This window comes from Oceanobacillus sp. GQ8, from assembly GCF_059758495.1.
In genome coordinates, this window is sequence record NZ_JCAXEV010000002.1 from 355,423 (window position 1) to 374,000 (window position 18,578).

20 protein-coding genes are annotated in these 18,578 nt (G+C 39.6%); 15 read left to right on the forward strand and 5 right to left on the reverse strand.

Annotated features, from left to right (window positions below; translation table 11 throughout):
* Positions 1-333 precede the first annotated feature (333 nt).
* On the forward strand, positions 334-714 hold the full coding sequence (locus AC6CHS_RS06800) for a helix-turn-helix domain-containing protein (protein ID WP_498235072.1): 381 nt from the start codon (positions 334-336) through the stop codon (positions 712-714).
* 183 nt (positions 715-897) lie between these two features.
* On the forward strand, positions 898-1,323 hold the full coding sequence (locus AC6CHS_RS06805) for a pyridoxamine 5'-phosphate oxidase family protein (protein ID WP_498235073.1): 426 nt from the start codon (positions 898-900) through the stop codon (positions 1,321-1,323).
* 62 nt (positions 1,324-1,385) lie between these two features.
* Here the strand turns inward: AC6CHS_RS06805 and AC6CHS_RS06810 are convergent, their stop codons facing one another.
* Together AC6CHS_RS06810 and AC6CHS_RS06815 are read right to left on the reverse strand one after the other, a co-directional pair.
* On the reverse strand, positions 1,386-2,399 hold the full coding sequence (locus AC6CHS_RS06810; protein ID WP_058949565.1) for a FecCD family ABC transporter permease: 1,014 nt from the start codon (positions 2,397-2,399) through the stop codon (positions 1,386-1,388).
* Entirely contained in the window at positions 2,396-3,439 is a 1,044-nt protein-coding gene (locus AC6CHS_RS06815; protein WP_498235075.1) for a FecCD family ABC transporter permease, read from the reverse strand. The genes AC6CHS_RS06810 and AC6CHS_RS06815 overlap by 4 nt, the downstream gene beginning before the upstream one ends.
* Positions 3,440-3,623: 184 nt before the next feature.
* Here AC6CHS_RS06815 and AC6CHS_RS06820 point away from each other — a divergent pair, with 184 nt between their 5' ends.
* The 8 genes from AC6CHS_RS06820 (at position 3,624) to AC6CHS_RS06855 (ending at position 12,114) form a co-directional block, all read left to right on the forward strand.
* Positions 3,624-4,595 (forward strand): iron-hydroxamate ABC transporter substrate-binding protein, encoded by a 972-nt coding sequence (locus tag AC6CHS_RS06820; RefSeq protein ID WP_498235077.1) that lies wholly within the window; start codon positions 3,624-3,626, stop codon positions 4,593-4,595.
* 178 nt (positions 4,596-4,773) lie between these two features.
* Positions 4,774-5,196, forward strand: a complete 423-nt coding sequence (locus tag AC6CHS_RS06825) for a DUF1801 domain-containing protein (RefSeq protein ID WP_498235078.1) — start codon at positions 4,774-4,776, stop codon at positions 5,194-5,196.
* A 284-nt stretch (positions 5,197-5,480) separates the two neighbouring features.
* Positions 5,481-5,789 (forward strand): PTS sugar transporter subunit IIB, encoded by a 309-nt coding sequence (locus tag AC6CHS_RS06830; protein WP_036577782.1) that lies wholly within the window; start codon positions 5,481-5,483, stop codon positions 5,787-5,789.
* A 22-nt stretch (positions 5,790-5,811) separates the two neighbouring features.
* Positions 5,812-7,098: a PTS cellobiose transporter subunit IIC gene (gene celB, locus AC6CHS_RS06835; protein ID WP_498235080.1), complete on the forward strand. Its 1,287-nt coding sequence runs from the start codon at positions 5,812-5,814 to the stop codon at positions 7,096-7,098.
* 70 nt (positions 7,099-7,168) lie between these two features.
* The gene (locus tag AC6CHS_RS06840) at positions 7,169-7,474 is read left to right on the forward strand and encodes a PTS lactose/cellobiose transporter subunit IIA (protein WP_058949570.1); all 306 of its coding nucleotides are present in this window, start codon (positions 7,169-7,171) and stop codon (positions 7,472-7,474) included.
* A 32-nt stretch (positions 7,475-7,506) separates the two neighbouring features.
* On the forward strand, positions 7,507-8,901 hold the full coding sequence (locus tag AC6CHS_RS06845) for a glycoside hydrolase family 1 protein (RefSeq protein ID WP_498235081.1): 1,395 nt from the start codon (positions 7,507-7,509) through the stop codon (positions 8,899-8,901).
* Between the two features lie 103 nt (positions 8,902-9,004).
* Entirely contained in the window at positions 9,005-10,945 is a 1,941-nt protein-coding gene (locus tag AC6CHS_RS06850; RefSeq protein WP_498235083.1) for a BglG family transcription antiterminator, read from the forward strand.
* Between the two features lie 191 nt (positions 10,946-11,136).
* Positions 11,137-12,114 carry a ring-cleaving dioxygenase gene (locus AC6CHS_RS06855; protein WP_498235085.1) on the forward strand — a complete coding sequence of 326 codons (978 nt, stop codon included), beginning with the start codon at positions 11,137-11,139 and terminating at the stop codon, positions 12,112-12,114.
* 51 nt (positions 12,115-12,165) lie between these two features.
* Here AC6CHS_RS06855 and AC6CHS_RS06860 read toward each other — a convergent pair whose 3' ends face one another.
* Positions 12,166-12,540, reverse strand: a complete 375-nt coding sequence (locus AC6CHS_RS06860) for a VOC family protein (protein WP_498235086.1) — start codon at positions 12,538-12,540, stop codon at positions 12,166-12,168.
* A gap of 247 nt (positions 12,541-12,787) precedes the next feature.
* Here AC6CHS_RS06860 and AC6CHS_RS06865 point away from each other — a divergent pair, with 247 nt between their 5' ends.
* From AC6CHS_RS06865 to AC6CHS_RS06875, 3 genes are all read left to right on the forward strand, one after another.
* Positions 12,788-13,141, forward strand: a complete 354-nt coding sequence (locus tag AC6CHS_RS06865) for a nuclear transport factor 2 family protein (RefSeq protein WP_498235088.1) — start codon at positions 12,788-12,790, stop codon at positions 13,139-13,141.
* Positions 13,142-13,153: 12 nt separating this feature from the next.
* The gene (locus AC6CHS_RS06870) at positions 13,154-13,702 is read left to right on the forward strand and encodes an alpha/beta hydrolase (protein ID WP_498235089.1); all 549 of its coding nucleotides are present in this window, start codon (positions 13,154-13,156) and stop codon (positions 13,700-13,702) included.
* A 184-nt stretch (positions 13,703-13,886) separates the two neighbouring features.
* Complete coding sequence (locus AC6CHS_RS06875) at positions 13,887-14,732, forward strand: Cof-type HAD-IIB family hydrolase (RefSeq protein WP_498235091.1); 846 nt, start codon at positions 13,887-13,889, stop codon at positions 14,730-14,732.
* Positions 14,733-14,820: 88 nt separating this feature from the next.
* Here AC6CHS_RS06875 and AC6CHS_RS06880 read toward each other — a convergent pair whose 3' ends face one another.
* A complete protein-coding gene (locus tag AC6CHS_RS06880; protein ID WP_498235093.1) occupies positions 14,821-15,627 on the reverse strand; it encodes an N-acetylmuramoyl-L-alanine amidase in 807 nt (268 codons plus the stop codon).
* A gap of 328 nt (positions 15,628-15,955) precedes the next feature.
* On the opposite strand from AC6CHS_RS06880, the gene AC6CHS_RS06885 reads away from it, so the two are divergent.
* Positions 15,956-16,522: a GNAT family N-acetyltransferase gene (locus AC6CHS_RS06885; protein WP_498235095.1), complete on the forward strand. Its 567-nt coding sequence runs from the start codon at positions 15,956-15,958 to the stop codon at positions 16,520-16,522.
* Between the two features lie 208 nt (positions 16,523-16,730).
* On the opposite strand, the gene AC6CHS_RS06890 is transcribed toward AC6CHS_RS06885, so the two are convergent.
* Positions 16,731-18,200: a potassium/proton antiporter gene (locus tag AC6CHS_RS06890; protein WP_498235097.1), complete on the reverse strand. Its 1,470-nt coding sequence runs from the start codon at positions 18,198-18,200 to the stop codon at positions 16,731-16,733.
* Between the two features lie 168 nt (positions 18,201-18,368).
* On the opposite strand from AC6CHS_RS06890, the gene AC6CHS_RS06895 reads away from it, so the two are divergent.
* Positions 18,369-18,500, forward strand: a complete 132-nt coding sequence (locus AC6CHS_RS06895; RefSeq protein ID WP_286162997.1) for a hypothetical protein — start codon at positions 18,369-18,371, stop codon at positions 18,498-18,500.
* Positions 18,501-18,578: the final 78 nt, after the last annotated feature.

The following is an 18,578-nucleotide window of genomic DNA, read 5'->3' on the forward strand; positions in this document are numbered from 1 at the left end:
TATGAGTAATGTCTATGAAAAAAAACATAAAATCATGACAGGCAGGGAGCCAATTTGTTAACAGAATGTGTATTTTTCAGAACAGTGGAAATTAGCATTTAAATTTCGGGAAAATGTGCTATGATATTAATTATACAAATTTTTCCCGGAGCAACCGTCCGTAAGACTCCCACTTCAAAACGTGAGGAGAAACCGTGATGGTTAAGAGGGAGAAACGGACGTTAACACCCCGATTGGTTCAACTAACAATCAGTGGGGGAAGAATGAAAACCCCCACTGATTGAAGTTTCACTTTATAACAAAAGGGAGTTTATGGTTAAGCAGGAGGTACATATGAGCGAGATAGGGGATAAATTAAAGAAACTAAGAGAAGAAAAGGGATATACGCCAGAGGAAATTGCAAGAGAGTTGCACTTCACCAAAAGCGTTGTTTGGAGCTATGAACTTGGAAAAAGAGAACCAAGTCAAAAACACCTTTGCCAAATGGCACAATTATTTGGTGTAACGGTTGATGATATTCTTAAAGAAGAGAAACATAAAATAGTAATCGACTTACAGCTAGATAAAACATGGGAAGACTATAAACTTTTTGTAGGCCATATGGAGCTAAGCAAGGCAGAGGTAGAAGATGCCATCTTACTTATCAAGGCCCGTCGTATGGTGAAAAGCCAAACGGATCGCAGACTAAACGGTCCTTACGGCAGAAGGCACTGATCTATAAACGTAAACTCTAATAATCAAGGATAGACAAATAAAAAGCGGCTGGTTTTACTGAACTAGTGGCTTTTTTCCTGTTCATGGGGCTTATTTAATCATGCACACTATAGAATATTCGTGTTTAATTTCTTTGGCCAAATGGAATAATACCTATAGATATAATAAAAGGAGTGTATATCCATGGACAACCAGAACGAAATTAAAAAAGAGGTTGAGCATATACTTGATAATAGTCATGTAGGTACAATGGCTACTGTAAAGAACAACAAGCCGCATTCCAGGTATATGACGTTTCATAACGAAGGATTAAAACTTTATACACCTACGAATGAAGATACGGATAAAACAGAAGAGATAGAAGAAAACCCTTATACGCATATCATTTTAGGCTATGAAGGGGAAGGATTTGGAGACAGTTTTGTGGAATACGAAGGTAAAGTAAGTTTCAATGATTCGGAAGAGGTAAAGAAGGCTTTATGGAATGATCATATGAAGCTGTATTTTGATGGGCCGGATGATCCGAACCTTGTCGTGCTGGAAGTTGAGCCAGTAGCAGTTCGGTTAATGAATAAAAAGGGACAGCCACCAAAAGAATTAGAATTATAAAAAAGTGCAGTATTCCTAACTTGGGAATACTGCACTTTCTTTTGGGTTTCTTCCTCCGTTGGTTAAGACTTAATGAGCAAGTAGATGAAATAAATACCGCCGATTACGGAAACGACAAGGCCTACGGGAATTTCAGAAGGAGAAAGAATGTTTCTTCCTACTGTGTCAGCGACAAGAAGAAGGAAACCACCCATCAGTGCCGTAATTGGCAATATAGCCTGATGCCTCGTGCCTACTAATTTTTTGACTAGATGTGGTGTGACAAGGCCAAGAAATGCAATACCGCCGCCTACGGCTACACTTGAGCCTGCAAGAGCCACCGCAGCGAGCAATAAGAGCATTCTTTCCCTTTCCACCTTTGTACCAAGGCCTTTCGCAATATCATCCCCAAGGTTCATCGTGTTTAGTGTATTTGCCTTGAAAAAAGTATAGGGTAAAAGAATTAAGATCCATGGCAGTAAAGCATAAACGTAGGTCCAATCTGTCCCTGAGATATTCCCTGATAGCCAAACGGTCGCCCTTGTAAAATCGTTTGGGTCCATTTTCAATTGGAAAACGATGATTAAAGCAGAGAATGCTGCGTTAATTCCAATCCCAACGAGGATAAGACGAATAGGGGATACACCGTTTTTCCAAGAAATCGCATAGATTAAGGTAGCTGCCACAACAGAACCTATTAAGGCTGCTGCTGGCAACAGAAAGACCGACGCAGTGGAAGCTGTTATTGTACCCGATTGAAACAGGTAAATAGAAAGAACCACAGCGAAGCCAGCACCAGCATTTATTCCAATAATACCTGGGTCGGCCAATTCATTTTGTGTCACGCTTTGCAGGATTGCCCCCGAGACGGCCATCCCTGCTCCAATCAGAAGGGCAATTACCATGCGTGGCAGACGAAAGTCAAATAGGATTAAGCTGCTTTGCGATGTTCCATTACCTGTTAGGGTTTTCCATACATCGACAGGCGAAATTTGCATAACTCCTAAGTTTAAACTAATTATAAGCGTAAGGAGAATTGCTATAAATAATGAAGCGGCCACTAGCCAAGCTCTTTTTGTTGGGGTTAGCTTTTTCATTGCTTTGCTCTCCCTTCACGGCGTGCAAGATAAAGGAAGAAAGGCACGCCAACTAATGCTGTAATGGTGCCCACTGGTGTTTCAAATGGGGGGTTAACCATTCTGGAAACCGTGTCAGCTGCCACTAGTAATATGCCCCCGAGTATGGCGGAGCACGGTATTATCCAGCGGTAATCTGTTCCTACAAGAAAACGTGTAATATGTGGTATGACTAGCCCAATAAATCCAATTGTTCCCGCAATGGAAACCGCAGCCCCTGTCAACAGTAAGACAACGAGGGTCCCAATGATTTTGACTAGAAATGTTTTTTGGCCAAGTCCCCTTGCAAGGTCTTCACCAAGGTTGAGAACGGTAATAGAACTGCTTAATGCTAGTCCAACTATCAAGCCTACTATAACTATAGGAGCCAGCAATTGGACATGGACCCACTGCACACTGGCGACACCACCTGCATACCAAAAGCTTAAATCCTTTGCTATATTGAAGTGAATGGCAATAGCAGAAGAAATGGAGCTGAGCAAAGCAGTCACCGCTGTACCGGCAAGGGCCAGTTTAACAGGTGTCAGTCCAGATTTGGACAAGGATCCAACACCAAACACGATGCCTGCACCTAATCCAGCGCCGAGAAACGCCCAAACCATAACGGTAACATTTGAAGCGCCTGGCATAAGGGCGAAAGAAATAGCCATCATAAACGTAGCACCAGCAGTGACTCCCATAATAGAAGGAGAAGCTAGTGGATTTCGTGTCATTCCTTGCATAATAGAACCAGAAACAGCGAGAGCTGCACCAATTAAAGTAGCTGCTAAGGCCCTTGGAATTCGTAGATTACGTATAATTTGATGAGATGTTTGTAGTGTGTCAAATTGTACTAAGCTCTGCCAGATGGTACTTACTTTAATATCAGCACTCCCATAAAGAATAGAGAAGGCAATACAAAGAATAAGAATTACCAAGCCACCAGTTAAGATAAACGTAGCCACCATTGGCCTTGATTGCTTGTACCCCTTTGCAGCAGAAAATCTATTTAAAAAAGACATAAAAGTTACTCCCCGTATAAAACAAAATTAAAACTGTTGCCATTATATTATAAGGGATAGGATGGAACAATAACATAAGAAACTCTCTTGAATCTGTAATAAATAATTTTATTGTAAATGAGAATGAAAATTGTTATCATTAGGAAAGTTACTGAAATATTCAACATAAAGGAGAACAATGAGAATGAAATTAAATAAAAGTTTCGTGCTAATCGGCATTTTATTTTTAGTTTTACTGCTTGCAGCTTGTGGAGAAAACGAAGGTAGTGAGAATGCTTCGGAGGAAGATAACAACGAAGAAACGCAGGAAGGACAAGCACGTACTCTGACAGATGCAGCTGGAAATGAAGTGGAGATACCTGCCAATCCGGAAAACGTTATTGCCTCCTACCTAGAGGATTATTTAGTAGCACTTGATATAACACCTGTTGCGCAATGGTCCGTTCGTGATGGAGAAGATGTGCAGGACTATTTACAGGATGACCTTGGCGACGTTCCAACTATACCAAGTGATCTTCCATACGAGGCCGTGGCAAGCTTTGAACCAGACTTACTTATTATGGATTCAGCAGAAATGGTAGAAGGAAATAAATATGACCAGTATTCTAAAATAGCACCAACTTATGTAGTGGGAAATGAGCAAAATAATGAGTGGCGTGCTGAGCTGGAAGAAGTAGCAAAAGTGTTCGGAGAAGAAGACAAGGCTGAACAAGTACTGGCAGAATATGAAGAAAAGGCAGCGAGTGCCAAAGAAGAAATCAATGCTGCTATCGGTTCCGACTCTGCCGTAGCCCTTTGGTTATTTAGTGATACTTTTTACATTGTAAACGAAAATCTCTCTAGTGGGGATGTGCTTTACAATGATTTAGGAATAACTACACCGAACGTCGTGAAAGAAATTTCCGGAGATTCGGTTCAAAACTGGTCTGAAATTTCCTTGGAAAAATTGGCTGAATTAGATGCAGATCATATTTTTCTAGCAAACGATGACAGTGAGAGTGGATCGAAAATGCTTGAGGATCCAATCTGGCAAAACATCCCTGCAGTAAAAAAAGGGAATATTTATGAATTCTCTGGTGACTCAGCTTGGTTATATACCGGACCTATCGCCAATTCTCAAATCATTGATGATGTACTCAAAAGTGTAAAAGAATAAGCAAATGAGCACCTTGACTCAGTTTCACTGAGCCGAGGTGTTTTTTTGTACGTAAGATTGATAAAATCTCAGCAAGGAATCTGAAAGAAGTGAGCTGTTATGCTACTATAAAAATATCTAACATGAGTGTCACCTATTGCTTGGCAACATAACATTCCAAGGAAGGGAAGGTATGTACATGTATGAGCAGAAAACAAAGGAAAACGAGGCAAGTGTAGTGGAGTTTATTGAACAGATAGAAAACACTAGAAAGCGAGAAGATGCATACAAGCTTTTGGAGATTTTCACGGAAACCTCAGGGTACCCACCTAAGATGTGGGGAACTAGTATAATAGGGTTTGGTTCATACCACTACAAATATAAAACCGGTCATGAGGGGGATGCAATGCTTGTTGGCTTTTCACCTCGAAAGGCAAATTTTAGTCTTTATTTCGCTACCGGTGACACAGAAAGAGAAGCATTGCTAAGAAAGTTTGGCAAGCATAAATCCGGGAAATCCTGTGTGTATATTAATAAGTTGGACGATATAGATGTAACTGTCTTAAAAGAGCTCATTACACAGTCTATTACCTTTCTTAAAAAGACATATCCAGTAGAATAAATCCCTAAAGGTGCCCTCTAATGGGTACCTTTTTACGTTTCAATAAAGAAAGGCTTTGCGTAGAAGGTAAAGTTTCTTTAGGACAATGATACATACGCAAAGTTTATAGAGGTACGGCTTTCTGCAGTTTTTTTCTATGTAGCGTTTTATTAAAATATAGGGTTGAAGCCATTATTAAATTAAAAGCGTTTAATCATTTCCGCTATATGACGGAAAATCAATGTGTTCAGTTGAAAGCGCTTTTAAAATATACTTGACGTAGTGAAAAACAAGGAGGAATCAACATGAAGAATATAATGCTAGCATGTTCAGCAGGAATGTCTACAAGTCTACTCGTTTCAAAAATGGAAGAAAAAGCTGCAGAGAAAGGAATAGAAGTAAACATTTGGGCAGTTGCGCAGGACAAAGTAGTGAAAGAAGTAGAAAAAGCAGATGTGCTATTAATCGGACCGCAGATGCGATTTATGAAAAAGAAGTACACGGTAGTTGCAGAGGAACACGGCATCCCGCTTGATGTGATTGACCCAATCGCATATGGGAGAGTGGATGGAGAAGCTGTCCTCAATAAGGCCTTAGAGTTAATGGAGAATTAACAGATGAAGAGGGGGAACGATCATGAATAGTAAGTTCATGAATTTTTTAGAGAACATGTTATTGCCAATTGCAGATAAGCTAAATAATAATCGTTATTTGTCTGCCTTAAGAGATGGATTTATGGTTGCATTACCATTAATCATTTTTGGTTCTATCTTTGTCGTAATTGCTAACTTTCCTTTTCTGGATAAGATGATCAGTGAAGAAGCATTTACTGCATATCAAAACGCGCTTGGTCCGGCATCTGCAGCAACATTAAGTATTATGGGTGTCTTTGTCATGATAGGTATAGGTTATAAACTGACGGAGCACTACGGTGGAGAAGCCATCTATGGTGGAGTAGTAGCCTTAGCCGCATTCTTAATTATGACACCACAGGTTCTGGATGGGGTATCTGGTGTTATTCCTACTTCCGTTCTTGGGGCAGAAGGAATGTTTCTTGGTATCTTTACAGCGTTTATATCAGCAGAATTGTACCGTTTCTTTGTAGGGAAAGATTGGACTATTAAAATGCCAGCGGGTGTCCCTGGTGCTGTGTCCAGGTCGTTTAGTGCATTAATTCCGATAACGTTAACCTTAACGGTATTCTTGTTAATCCGTATCATATTTAGTTATACAGGCTTTGAGACAGTACAGAACTTTATTTATAGTGTTATTCAACAGCCTTTGACTGTACTTGGAAGCGGTCTACCTGCAACGATCATAGCAGTTTTATTAATTCAGGTCTTCTGGTTTTTCGGACTTCATGGTCAAATTATTATCAACTCCGTATTTGACCCGATTTGGTATACGCTTAATGATCAAAACCTTTCAGCATTTCAGGCAGGTACGGAATTACCGAATATTATAACCAAGCAATTTATAGATTCGTTTTTAGTAGGGATGGGCGGATCTGGTATGACGCTTGCAGTAATTATTTTAATCTTTATGATTGGAAAGAGTAGACAGTTAAAAGAGCTAGGAAAACTTGGGGCGCCAGCAGGTTTATTTAATGTGAATGAACCAATTATTTTTGGATTGCCAATTATTATGAATCCATTAATCTTAATTCCATGGTTGGTAGCACCTGTAGTAGTAACGCTTATCACCTACTTTGCAATGTATTCAGGCATTGTGCCACCACCAGCTGGTGTTATTGTTCCATGGACGACGCCACCTATATTAAATGGATTCCTTGCTACAGGAAATGCCTGGCAGGGCGGTGTATTACAAGCCTTTAACTTACTGGTAGTAATCGTCATATGGTGGCCATTCTTAAAGATTTTGGATAAAAACTATTACGAGACAGAGAGAAAAGAAGCTAACTAAGTAGGCTACTAGATTATTTCAAAAAAGTAAACGTGTAACGATAATAATAGACTTTCGAGGTGGATAGCTTGTGGAGACGACAACAGAAATTGCTTTTCAAATAATACTATTTGCTGGAAATGGAAAATCCAACGTTATGGAAGCAATCCAGGAGGCAAAAAAGGGAGATTTTGCTGAGGCAGATCGATTGGTAGAAGAAGCTGGGGAAGAGTTAGGGAAAGCCCATTCTTATCAAACACAACTCCTACAAAAAGAAGCAAATGGGGAAGAGAGCCTGATCAACGTTATGCTAATTCATTCACAGGACCACTTAATGACTGCGATGACTGTACGAGATCTTGCGATTGAAATTATTGAAATTTACCGGAATAAGTAATAATGCATCATGTGCAGTAGGAGGAATAATAAATGGAAAAACAAACGAAATATTCATTCCCTAAGGATTTCTGGTGGGGAAGTGCGACTTCTGCTACCCAGATAGAAGGAGCAGCAGATGAAGGTGGAAGAGGTAAGAATATCTGGGACCATTGGTTTGAAACAGAAGAAAACCGTTTCTTTGAAGGTGTGGGACCCGAGCAAACATCTGATTTCTACCACTGTTACAAAGAGGATATTGCCCTGATGAAGGAAATTGGCCATAATACGTTTCGCTTTTCGATCTCCTGGTCCCGCCTCATTCCTGGTGGACGGGGAGAGGTCAATAAGGAGGCAGTAGCGTTTTATAATGCGGTAATTGATGAATTGTTAGATAATGATATTGAACCGTTTATAAATCTCTATCATTTTGACATGCCTTATGAATTGCAAGAAGAGGGCGGTTGGGAAAGCCGCGAGGTAGTGGAAGCATATGTGAAATATGCTACGGAATGTTTCCAGCTGTTTGGCGACCGTGTGAGTGTCTGGTTTACATTTAATGAACCAATTGTTCCGGTTGAGGGCGGCTATTTATATGATTTTCATTACCCTAATATTGTCGATGCTAAAAAAGCTGTCCAGGTTGCATACCATACGATTATTGCTCATGCTAAAGCAGTAGAAGTTTTTCATGGTTTACCAGGACAAAAGGGAAAGATCGGTATAATTTTGAACTTAACTCCTTCTTATCCAAGAAGCCAACATCCTGCAGACTTAAAGGCATCCCGAATTGCCGACTTGTTTTTTAATCGTAGTTTTTTAGATCCTGCGGTATTAGGGAAATATCCTGAAGAATTAATTGAGCTTCTAGGAGAACATGGGCAACTGCCAGAAACGCTGCCTGGGGATAAAGAGTTAATAAGCGCCAATATAGTAGACCTGTTAGGCGTTAATTATTATCAGCCACGACGTGTCAAAGCGAAGGAGAATGAACCAAATAAAGAGGCACCGTTTATGCCGGATTGGTTCTTTGATCTATACGAAATGCCTGGAAGAAAAATGAATAAATATCGTGGGTGGGAGATCTATGAAAAAGGCATCTACGATATTATGATGAATTTAAAAGAAAATTATGGGAATATAGAGTCGTTTATCTCAGAAAATGGTATGGGAGTGCAAAATGAGGAACGCTTTATCGAGGGCGGAGAGATCCAAGATGATTACCGCATTGAATTTATTCGAGAGCATCTAAAATGGTTGCACAGGGCAATAGAAGAGGGTTGCAATGCTAAAGGCTACCACCTTTGGACTTTTATGGATAACTGGTCTTGGATGAATGCATACAAAAATAGATACGGCTTCTTCTCCGTAGATCTTGAAAGGATGAAAAGAGCACCTAAAAAAAGTGCAAGGTGGTTCAAGGACGTATCTATAGATAACGGGTTTTAAACGGGTGTATTGCTACATTTGCACGCTAGAAATGTAAAACGGCCGTTAACTTTTTAGGTATACATGAAGAAATAATGCACGTGTGTAGAGGAGAGTCATGATCATGAACTCCAGAATGAAAGCGGTATTAAAGGAGCTTATGCAGTCGGAAACTTATGTAACTGGTAAGTATCTTGCAATTATTAATAAAGTAAGTACTCGAACCACCAGGGACGATATACGAAATCTAAATATAGAACTGGCAGATTACGGTGCTCTAGTGGAATCTATAATGAGCAAAGGATATAAATTAGTTATAAAGGATGAACAGCTCTTTCGGCATTTCTTGACTGAGATGTCTGAGTATTTGTACACGAGGGATGAGGTACACCCACAGACACCGAAAGAGCGTGTCCACTTTATTATGGTTCGATTACTCCTTGAGGAACTTTATATTAAGCTTGAAGATTTGGCAGAAGAATTGTTTGTCAGCAAATCAACAGTTCAAAATGACTTAAAGGATGTCAAAAGAATTTTGCATACTTATGACATTAGCCTCGATTCCCGCCCAAACCATGGGTTGATGATAAAAGGGGACGAAGTAAAGGTCCGATTTTGTATTGCCGAAATTATGTTCAATCGCACGCAAGGGGACGGGTTTAACTACCTGGACCCCCTATTTTCCTTTTTGACGAAGGCAGAACTTGATACAATTCAAGACATTATTTTAGCACAGATTAAAGCGCATTCTATTACGTTATCTGATATTGCCATACAAAATCTTGTCGTACATATCGCGATCGCTTATGAACGAATTAGGAGTGGCAATCATGTTACATTGTACAGATTGGATACACAACAGATTGAGGAACAAACGGAATACGTTGTGGCTCATAATATTGTAGATAGTATTCAAAAGAAATTCCAAGTCACCTTCCCACAAGAGGAGACAGCGTATATTGCCATCCATTTGCTAGGCACCAAGATGCTTACCTTTGATGCGAAGGGAGATAGGCTGGAGCAGGTAATGGAAGCGGAGATCCTGGAAACTGTGACGAAGATGCTTGAAAAAGTAGAAAGTGAATTAAGTCTGGGTGTGAAGGATGATCAAGAATTGGTGATGGCATTATGTCTTCATTTAAAGCCAGCGATCAATCGGTATAAATATGGCATGAATATTCGTAATCCTATGCTTGCCGATATAAAAAGGAATTACCCGCTTGCTTTTGAAGCAGGGATATTAGCAGGATTAGTGATCGAACAACATACCGAAACGAAAATAAATGAAAATGAAATAGGCTATCTAGCACTTCATATAGGAGCCGCCATTGAAAGGAGAAAAATCACCTCAGGCCCATTAAGGTGCCTGGTTGTTTGTGCGTCAGGGCTGGGGACAGCACAATTAATTTATTACCGGTTAAAAAACCGTTTTGGAGAAAGTTTGGATGTTGTAGGCACAACAGAGTATTACAAATTGAAAAAGCGGTCTTTAGAAGGGATTGACTTTATTATTAGTTCCATCCCAATTAGAGAAAAATTTCCAATTCCGATATTGGAAGTAAATGCAGTATTGAGTAGTAACGACATGGAAAAGATTGATCGTTTTTTGGCAAAAGAGCAAAATAATACATCTAGGTTGTTTAAGCGAGACCTGATGTTTCTGAACAAGGATTTCAAATCAAGAGAAGAAACAATGACTTATATTGCCGAGCAACTTATGCAGCGGTCTCTAGTAGGAGAGACATTCCTTTCATCTATTTATAAAAGAGAGGAAGTAGCACCAACCTCATATGGGAATCTGGTCGCCATTCCTCATCCAATAACACCGCAATCATCCCAAACGTTTTTAGCAGTATGTACCTTACAGGAGCCAATAGAATGGAAAGAAAAGCAGGTCCAATTTGTTTGTGTACTCTGTGTAAAAAAAAATAGCCAAGAGGACCTCCAATTTATGTACGAAGCGTTAGGGGAAATTGTAGCCAGCAGACCACTTGTAGAAAAATTAATCAATGCGAAAAACTATGATGAATTTATGAACCAACTTATAAGGGAATCACAATTATAAAAGTCTATTCGAATAGAATAGATTTTTTATTTTGCCATAGGACAGGATAATAAAACCCCCGAGTATACCTTGTTAATACACGAGGTATTAGGGAAACCTAATAGTGGACTTCCTTCTTTATTCATGATATATTTATATTGAATTAAGAATATATTAATTAAGTATAAATGAACATATAGGAGGTACGGATGGTGAACGAATTAAAAGGAATCCACCATGTTACAGCAATTACGAGCAGTGCAGAAAAGAATTATGAATTTTTTACGTATGTACTTGGAATGCGACTTGTTAAAAAGACAGTGAACCAGGATGATATTCAAACCTATCATTTATTCTTCGCAGACGATAAGGGAAGCGCGGGAACGGACATGACCTTTTTTGATTTTCCTGGTATTCCAAAAGGAAGTCATGGCACGAATGAAATCTTTAAAACATCATTCCGTGTTCCAGATGATGCCTCGCTAGATTATTGGGTAAAGCGGTTTGATCGCCTTGAAGTAAAGCATTCGGGGATTAAGGAGCAATTTGGTAAAAAAACATTATCCTTTGTTGACTTTGATGAGCAGCAATACCAACTAATCTCTGATGAACAGAATGAGGGGGTAGCTTCAGGTACACCATGGCAAAATGGACCGGTACCACTAGAGCATGCCATCACAGGACTTGGTCCCATCTTTGTTCGAATTGCTAATCTAGATTACTTTAAAGAGGTGCTAGAAAAAGTATTGCAATTTAGAGAAGTTAACAGTGAAGGCGCCTTTCACTTATTTGAAGTCGGTGAAGGAGGCAATGGTGCACAGGTAGTTGTAGAGTATAACCCTGTTCTGCCAAATGCAATTCAAGGCTTTGGAACAGTACATCATGCAGCCTTCCGTGTAGAAGATCGTAATGTACTTGAAGAATGGATTAAACGCATGGGTGACTTTGGTTTTCAAACATCCGGTTATGTGAACAGGCACTTTTTCGAATCACTCTATGCCAGAGTAGCACCACAAATTCTGTTTGAGTTTGCGACAGATGGACCTGGATTCATGGGGGATGAGCCATACGAAACACTAGGGGAAAAACTATCACTTCCTCCATTTCTAGAGCCGCAAAGGGAAGAAATCGAAAAAATGGTACGCCCGATCGATACGGTTAGAAGTACCAAGGATCTCACAAAAGAATAGCATGCAGAAAACCTGTCAGCAGCGAAAGCTTGCTTTGACAGGTTTTTCTATTTAGGCATTACAAACCATAATAATGTTTCTGTCAGGATCTTTTATAGTGAAAAAAGCCAGATCACCATACCGCTCTATTGGCGAATCAATGTGACAGCCTAGTTCTTTTACATAAGAATAAGCATTTTCAATCTCCTCGGTGTGGAAATTGAATATCGGGTGTTTCGATGGATACACTTGCTTTTTATCTCCGCTGGGACCTGCGTCTAATAGGAGGCCAGTATAATGATTGATATTCATTTTATATACTGGTTCTATCACTTCTGCTGCTATATATGTTTGCCCAAGTAGGCGACAATACCATTCCACGGATGTGGGTAAGTCACTAACATGGACAAACACGGTGTTCATTTGATTTTTAATTGGACTCTTCATTGATTCACGCTCCTCAATTTAAGTAATTGCACCTTGCCCAACTTTTGTAAATAGTAGTATCTTGTTTTAAACTTTGTTGCCCTCTTTGGTATATATAAATATTCTCTACGGTCACTACTTTTCCTGCATTTTTCTGTTTGGCTTGAAACGTAAGGAATTTGTTTACCGATACTGCAGGAAATTATAATAAAGAAGATGAATAAGATAAGTGGGATTATAAAGAAAGAAAAGTGGAGGAGGAAGTTATATGACGAAAAATCAGGAGTTTTTTAGAAGAATAAATAATGCTTTTATGACCGGAGATGTGGATACGATTTTTGCAAATATTTCAGAGAATATTGTTTGGAATATAGTAGGGAGTAATGCTATGGAAGGGAAGGACGCCGTAATAAAAGAAATGGAGCCAATGAGGGGTTTGGAAATAGCTCATCATACAAAACAGATCATTACACATGGGAAAATGGCAGTTATTGAGGGGACGATGACAATGGATGAAGAGGGTGCTTATAAGAAGTACGCTTTTTGTGATATTTATAAGCTGGATAAGCATAAAGATGGGAAAATAATTGAAATCACAGCATATTTAATTGAAGTAGAATAAGGGGCTGGGAGAATGAATTCAATTCTTTTTATTCACAGTGCGGGTCCACAGGAAGGTCGAGAAGGTAGTCAGTTGCTGGCCCATTATTTGAAAAAGGAATGTGCTAACACGCATAATATTATTCACCCAGCAATGCCATCACCTTTGGATCCTTATTATGCAGAGTGGAAGAAAGAGATTCGGAGAACACTAGATTTAGTGGAAGGAGAAGTTACTTTAATTGGCCATTCATTAGGAGGCTCTGTATTGCTTAAATTTTTGGCTGAAGAAGAAGTAAACATACCGATAAACAAACTGATTTCCATTGCCGCACCCTTTTGGGGTATTAATAAAGAATGGCAGCGAAAAGATTTTATCCTCAAGTCCAATATCTCAGAAAAAATCCCATACGTTCCTAATATTTTCTTTCTTCATAGTAAACTGGACCCAATTGTTCCAATTGAACATATGCAACGTTATTCAAAGCACTTTCCTCAGGCTAAATTTATTGAACTTGAAGGGGATGCTCACTTGTTTACAGATGGATTGCCTACGTTAGTGGAGTTGCTAAAAGAGGTATAAAATATGACCTTTTACACTATGGTTTGACCTGTTTATTAGTGCCTTTTTTATTCCTGCTTCTCATATGAATGCTAGGGGTGACCGGCGAAGGCAAAGTTGTTCCCGTATTTTCTGAGTGATAAAATATAAGAAGTTGGTCTTTCTATGTTGGGGAAAGACCGTTTCTTAATGGAGGGAATAATTAATGAAGCTAATCGCAATTGATTTAGATGGAACACTTCTTTCCAGTAACGGCACAATTAGTGAAGGAAATGTAAAAGCTATTAAGTCAGCACAGGAGGAAGGTCATGTCGTTGCTATATCCTCGGGGAGGTCATTGCATGACACGCGGGAAATAATGCGACGTGCTGATATTACATGCCCTATTATTACAGGGAATGGCGCAAAATCGTACTATGCAGAGGAATATATCCATAATTTATACTTTTCCGATCAAGTTCTTGATTCTATGATGGGCGTTTTAATTGATAGTGGTCTGTATTTCGAAATTTATACGAAAGACGGAATTTTGGTCGAGGAAAATGGAAGAGAGCAGCTTGAGCAAGAAATTAGAGAACTTGGTGAGGATGATCCAAGCTGGGCTGAAAAGGTCGTAGAAATACAGTATCAGCAGCATGGTCTGCAGTATGTCCCCAAATACACGGACATTGACTTTGCTGGCAAACAAGTTTACAAGCTATTTGTCATGTCTTTTCAGAAAGACGAATTAGAGAAACTTCGAGATCACATTACAAAGAGAACAGATATTTCGATTACAACCTCAGGCAGGCAAAAGCTTGAAATTGGGCACCCGGAAGCAAGTAAGGGACATGCTTTAGAGCTCATCGCTGATTATTTTTCTGTACCGTTGGAGAACACGGTGGCAATGGGGGATAACTTTAATGATCTTTCCATGTTTGAAAAAGCTGGCATCAGTATCGCTATGGGGAACGCGGAAGCGGATGTAAAGCAGCGGTGTACATATGTAACAGGAGATCATGATGAAGATGGCGTAGCAGAAGCATTTAGGAAATATATTTTACATTCGTAATAGGGAGGAGGGCAGTCCGTAACTGTCCTCCTTTTGTGTGTTCCAAAAATGTACGTGACTCAGGAACGGGTCTGAGTATGAGGTATTTCTAGCTTTCACTTATAATATAAGCATCAGGTATACCAGCTTTTTTTACCCGATTAAGCTGAGTTTCTGCGTTTGAACGATTGGAAAAGGCACCAGCTTGGACTCGAAACCACAGCACACCAGATATGGTTAAACTATCCACATATGAGTCAATTCCTTTTTTCTTTAAAGACTCAACTCGTTGCTCTGCATTAGCTTTGGATTTAAAAGAGCCTGCAATAACTTTGAATAACTGGTCATTGTCTCCGGCATTATCTTCCTTACGCTGAAGGTTAAAGGCTTTTACAAGACCGTTGACATGCCCCTGAGCGACCCGCTGTCTCCAGGAAGCAGTTCGCATTAAGGCAGCATCCTGTTGATTGTCAATGAATCCATTTTCCGATAGCAGTGCTGACATAGTAGATTCCCTTAACACGTGAAAATTTGCTTTTTTCTTGCCGCGATTGCTTAACTGATTGACTTTCGTTATTTCAGCGTGCAATACGTTGCGATATCCTGCGGTTTTTGACGAATCAGATAAATTGCTGTGAATATAATCTTCATACCCTCTAGCATTCCCGTTAAAAGCATTACAATGAATGGACAGGAAATAATCCGCTCCCCAGTCATTCGCCTCGTTTGTCCGTTGCTGCAAGCTTTTACTACTATCAGAGGAACGACTTAATCGGACATCCACATTACGATATTCACTTACCAAAATGCTACGTATTCGTTGGGCAATATCTAGTGTAATATTCTTCTCACTCAAACCATTTCCCTGTGCCCCAGGGTCATTCCCTCCATGGCCGGGATCTAAATATAATTTCACTAAGAACGCCTCCTATCATTTTTTGTACTAGGAAAGTATAAAATTTTAGCTGGGAAGCAATTACGATGCAGTTAAAATTTTAATGTTCCAAGTATAAGAAAAACGTATACATTAGCTAAAAGAAGAGCGAATGCGAGTTTTTCTAATAGTTCACTAACAGCTTATGGAATATGTCAGATTTACTGTTGGACAATCAACATTAAAATGACATAATTCCATGTCTGCCAATGCCCTTTTCCTCTCTATTATCGAAAGAGACAGTATTTTCGGGGCGTAAACCTAGTGAAAGCTGTTAAAATAGAAAAAATGAGTTTGTGGAGGGGAAGAAATGATAAATCAAATAGATCTTAAAGAAATACCAGTATTGGAGACAGAGCATTATGTGCTTCGAGGTATAGCGAATGAAGATGCAAAAGAGCTATATCGCTTTATGGGGGATCAAGAGACAATGAAATATATCACCCCACATCCAGTTGGAACCGAAGCTGCGATGCAGGAGGAAGTCACAAGGTACCTCGAGAAGTTTGCTCTAAAAAGGGAAATCCCATGGGTGATTCTAGAGAAGGAAACTGGGAAAGTAATTGGGCAATTCCGCTTTCATAAATTGCATCTTTGGCATAAGAAGGCAGAGATGGGCGCGGTGATACGAAAAGGATATCAGAATAAAGGAGTCATGACCGAAGTACTTGATACTGTGTTAGACTTTGGCTTCCATACATTAAAATTGAATCGTATCGTTGGGGATATATTTGCAGGAAATGAAGGATCAAGGAGACTTATGGAGAGGTTTGGTTTCAAAAGAGAAGGCATATTGCGACAAACCGATTTTGATGGGGGAAAATACCATGATACGGTTGTTTATAGCTTACTTCAGGCAGAATATAGACGAAAATAAAGTAGAGGCATTCGAAGGGAATTAATCCTTTGAATGCCTCGGTTATCCCGGTGCAACCGTCCGTAAGACTCCCACTTCAAAACATGAAGTGAAACCGTGAAGTTTAAGTGGGAGTAAACGGACGCTAACATCCCGATTCGTTCAACTAACAAACAGTGGGGGAAGAACGAAAACCCCCACTGGTTGAAGTTTCACTTTATACTTAACATTATGCTTCTGTAACTTTTGGCTTCTTCTCTTTCTTTTTGCCAATTAAGACGGCTTTTGCTTTTTCTCTACTCTTTTTGTGACTAAGAACGTAAAGCGTATCGTTCATATGAATGACAGAATTTCCTGTAGGTGTGATTAGCTCCCCCTCACGGATTATCCCTATAATTAACGTATTATCAGGTAATATCAAATCTATCAGGGAGGTATCGACAGCTGGTGATTTTTCAGTAATAGCAACCTCGATTATTTCTGAATCAGTTGTACCTAAGTTAATAATCTCGAGGCTCGGCAGTAAATCTTCCTTCTCTTTCCCCGTCAGATTAAGCTTTTCTGCCAGCCAGGATAGACTGCTACCCTGTACGAGAGCAGATATCAATACGACGAAGAAAACAGCATTGAAGATGAGTTGGCTACTCTCTATGCCCGCTATAATAGGGTATGTTGCTAGTACAATCGGAACAGCCCCTTTTAATCCTGCCCAGGAAACAAATACTTGCTCCTTCAAACTGTATTTCATGAAGACCAGCGAGAGAAAGACTGCAATAGGCCTTGCTACGAACATTAAGATGATAGATAGGGCAATCCCTTGCCAGAAGATCTCCAATAACTGACCTGGAAAGACTAACAACCCTAGCAAAATAAACATTAGAATTTGCATCATCCATGCAAATCCTTCGTTAAACCGTAAAATCGTGAAGCGATAAAGGAGGTCATTGTTGCCCACAACCACAGCCATAACGTATACAGCAAGTAGTCCACTACCGCCAATTGAATCAGTTAAAATATAAGTGAGCGAGGCCATTGCTAAAGCAAGCACGGGATAAAGCCCAGCCGTATCAAGCTTGATGTGATTGATAATGAGTACAGTTAACTTTCCAAGTGCCAATCCAAGTATTAGACCAAGGCCCATTTGCAAAAAGAAACTACCGACGGCTGCCCAGATAGAACTATCAGGTATTTGAATGATCTCAATAAAAGCTACGGTCAAAAACACAGCCATCGGATCATTTGAGCCAGATTCTGCTTCGAGCGTCGAAGTTAACTTGCGTTTAATATTTTTATTTCCTAATACAGAAAAAACTGCAGCGGCATCGGTCGAGCCGACGATGGCTCCGAAAAGCATCCCTTCCAATAAGGAAAAATTGAGGATGTACATTGCAGCTAATCCCGCAATGGCTGAAGTTATGAGAACCCCGAAAGTTGCCAGGATACTTGCTGAACCGATGATCGGCTTTATCTGCGACCACTTCGTTTGTGTGCCGCCTTCAAAGAGGATAATAATAAGTGCCATTATTCCAATCAATTGCGTAATTTCAACATTTTCAAAGAAGACAAATTGGTTCATGCCCATTCCGACAAGGAGGAACAAGACTAGTGAGGGTAAACCGAGACGGGTAGAGAATTTAGTGGCTAGAACTCCCATGAGCAACATAGAAGTAAATAAGAAAATCATTGTTTCTATTGACATTATATGAACAACCCTCCGATGCAAAAAGATTATACTCTTCTATTTAATTTTAAACTGTATTTCAGAAAAAACAAAACATAACGCACTTTAACAGCTAAATTTATCCAGGTGTATATAAATGACAGTCTGCGTAAAACTAAAAAAAACCTAGAAAAGGAGAATGTGCAAATGGACGAGAAAAATAACCAATTTAAGGAAAACAAAAATCATGGTGAACATCGTAATGGACGAAAAAGCCAATATAAAAACAGCAATTCAAAAGGCGGCGACGAACCAAATCAATTTATCACAAAAAAGTAGAATGTTTAGTGGTGACCATCCAGAAAATGGATTGGTCGCCTTTTCTATTTTCTAGGAAGAGGATTGTCCATTAATAAG

Excerpts from the sequence above, each read along its gene's own strand:
- AC6CHS_RS06860 (WP_498235086.1), bottom strand. The coding sequence starts at position 12,540 with ATGAAGAGTCCAATTAAAAATCAAATGAACACCGTGTTTGTCCATGTT.
- AC6CHS_RS06845 (WP_498235081.1), top strand. The coding sequence starts at position 7,507 with ATGGAAAAACAAACGAAATATTCATTCCCTAAGGATTTCTGGTGGGGA.
- AC6CHS_RS06820 (WP_498235077.1), top strand. The coding sequence starts at position 3,624 with ATGAAATTAAATAAAAGTTTCGTGCTAATCGGCATTTTATTTTTAGTT.
- AC6CHS_RS06830 (WP_036577782.1), top strand. The coding sequence starts at position 5,481 with ATGAAGAATATAATGCTAGCATGTTCAGCAGGAATGTCTACAAGTCTA.
- AC6CHS_RS06890 (WP_498235097.1), bottom strand. The coding sequence starts at position 18,200 with ATGTCAATAGAAACAATGATTTTCTTATTTACTTCTATGTTGCTCATG.
- AC6CHS_RS06875 (WP_498235091.1), top strand. The coding sequence starts at position 13,887 with ATGAAGCTAATCGCAATTGATTTAGATGGAACACTTCTTTCCAGTAAC.
- AC6CHS_RS06815 (WP_498235075.1), bottom strand. The coding sequence starts at position 3,439 with ATGTCTTTTTTAAATAGATTTTCTGCTGCAAAGGGGTACAAGCAATCA.
- AC6CHS_RS06885 (WP_498235095.1), top strand. The coding sequence starts at position 15,956 with ATGATAAATCAAATAGATCTTAAAGAAATACCAGTATTGGAGACAGAG.
- AC6CHS_RS06870 (WP_498235089.1), top strand. The coding sequence starts at position 13,154 with ATGAATTCAATTCTTTTTATTCACAGTGCGGGTCCACAGGAAGGTCGA.
- AC6CHS_RS06865 (WP_498235088.1), top strand. The coding sequence starts at position 12,788 with ATGACGAAAAATCAGGAGTTTTTTAGAAGAATAAATAATGCTTTTATG.
- AC6CHS_RS06810 (WP_058949565.1), bottom strand. The coding sequence starts at position 2,399 with ATGAAAAAGCTAACCCCAACAAAAAGAGCTTGGCTAGTGGCCGCTTCA.
- AC6CHS_RS06805 (WP_498235073.1), top strand. The coding sequence starts at position 898 with ATGGACAACCAGAACGAAATTAAAAAAGAGGTTGAGCATATACTTGAT.
- AC6CHS_RS06895 (WP_286162997.1), top strand. The coding sequence starts at position 18,369 with ATGGACGAGAAAAATAACCAATTTAAGGAAAACAAAAATCATGGTGAA.
- AC6CHS_RS06825 (WP_498235078.1), top strand. The coding sequence starts at position 4,774 with ATGTATGAGCAGAAAACAAAGGAAAACGAGGCAAGTGTAGTGGAGTTT.
- AC6CHS_RS06850 (WP_498235083.1), top strand. The coding sequence starts at position 9,005 with ATGAACTCCAGAATGAAAGCGGTATTAAAGGAGCTTATGCAGTCGGAA.
- celB (WP_498235080.1), top strand. The coding sequence starts at position 5,812 with ATGAATAGTAAGTTCATGAATTTTTTAGAGAACATGTTATTGCCAATT.
- AC6CHS_RS06800 (WP_498235072.1), top strand. The coding sequence starts at position 334 with ATGAGCGAGATAGGGGATAAATTAAAGAAACTAAGAGAAGAAAAGGGA.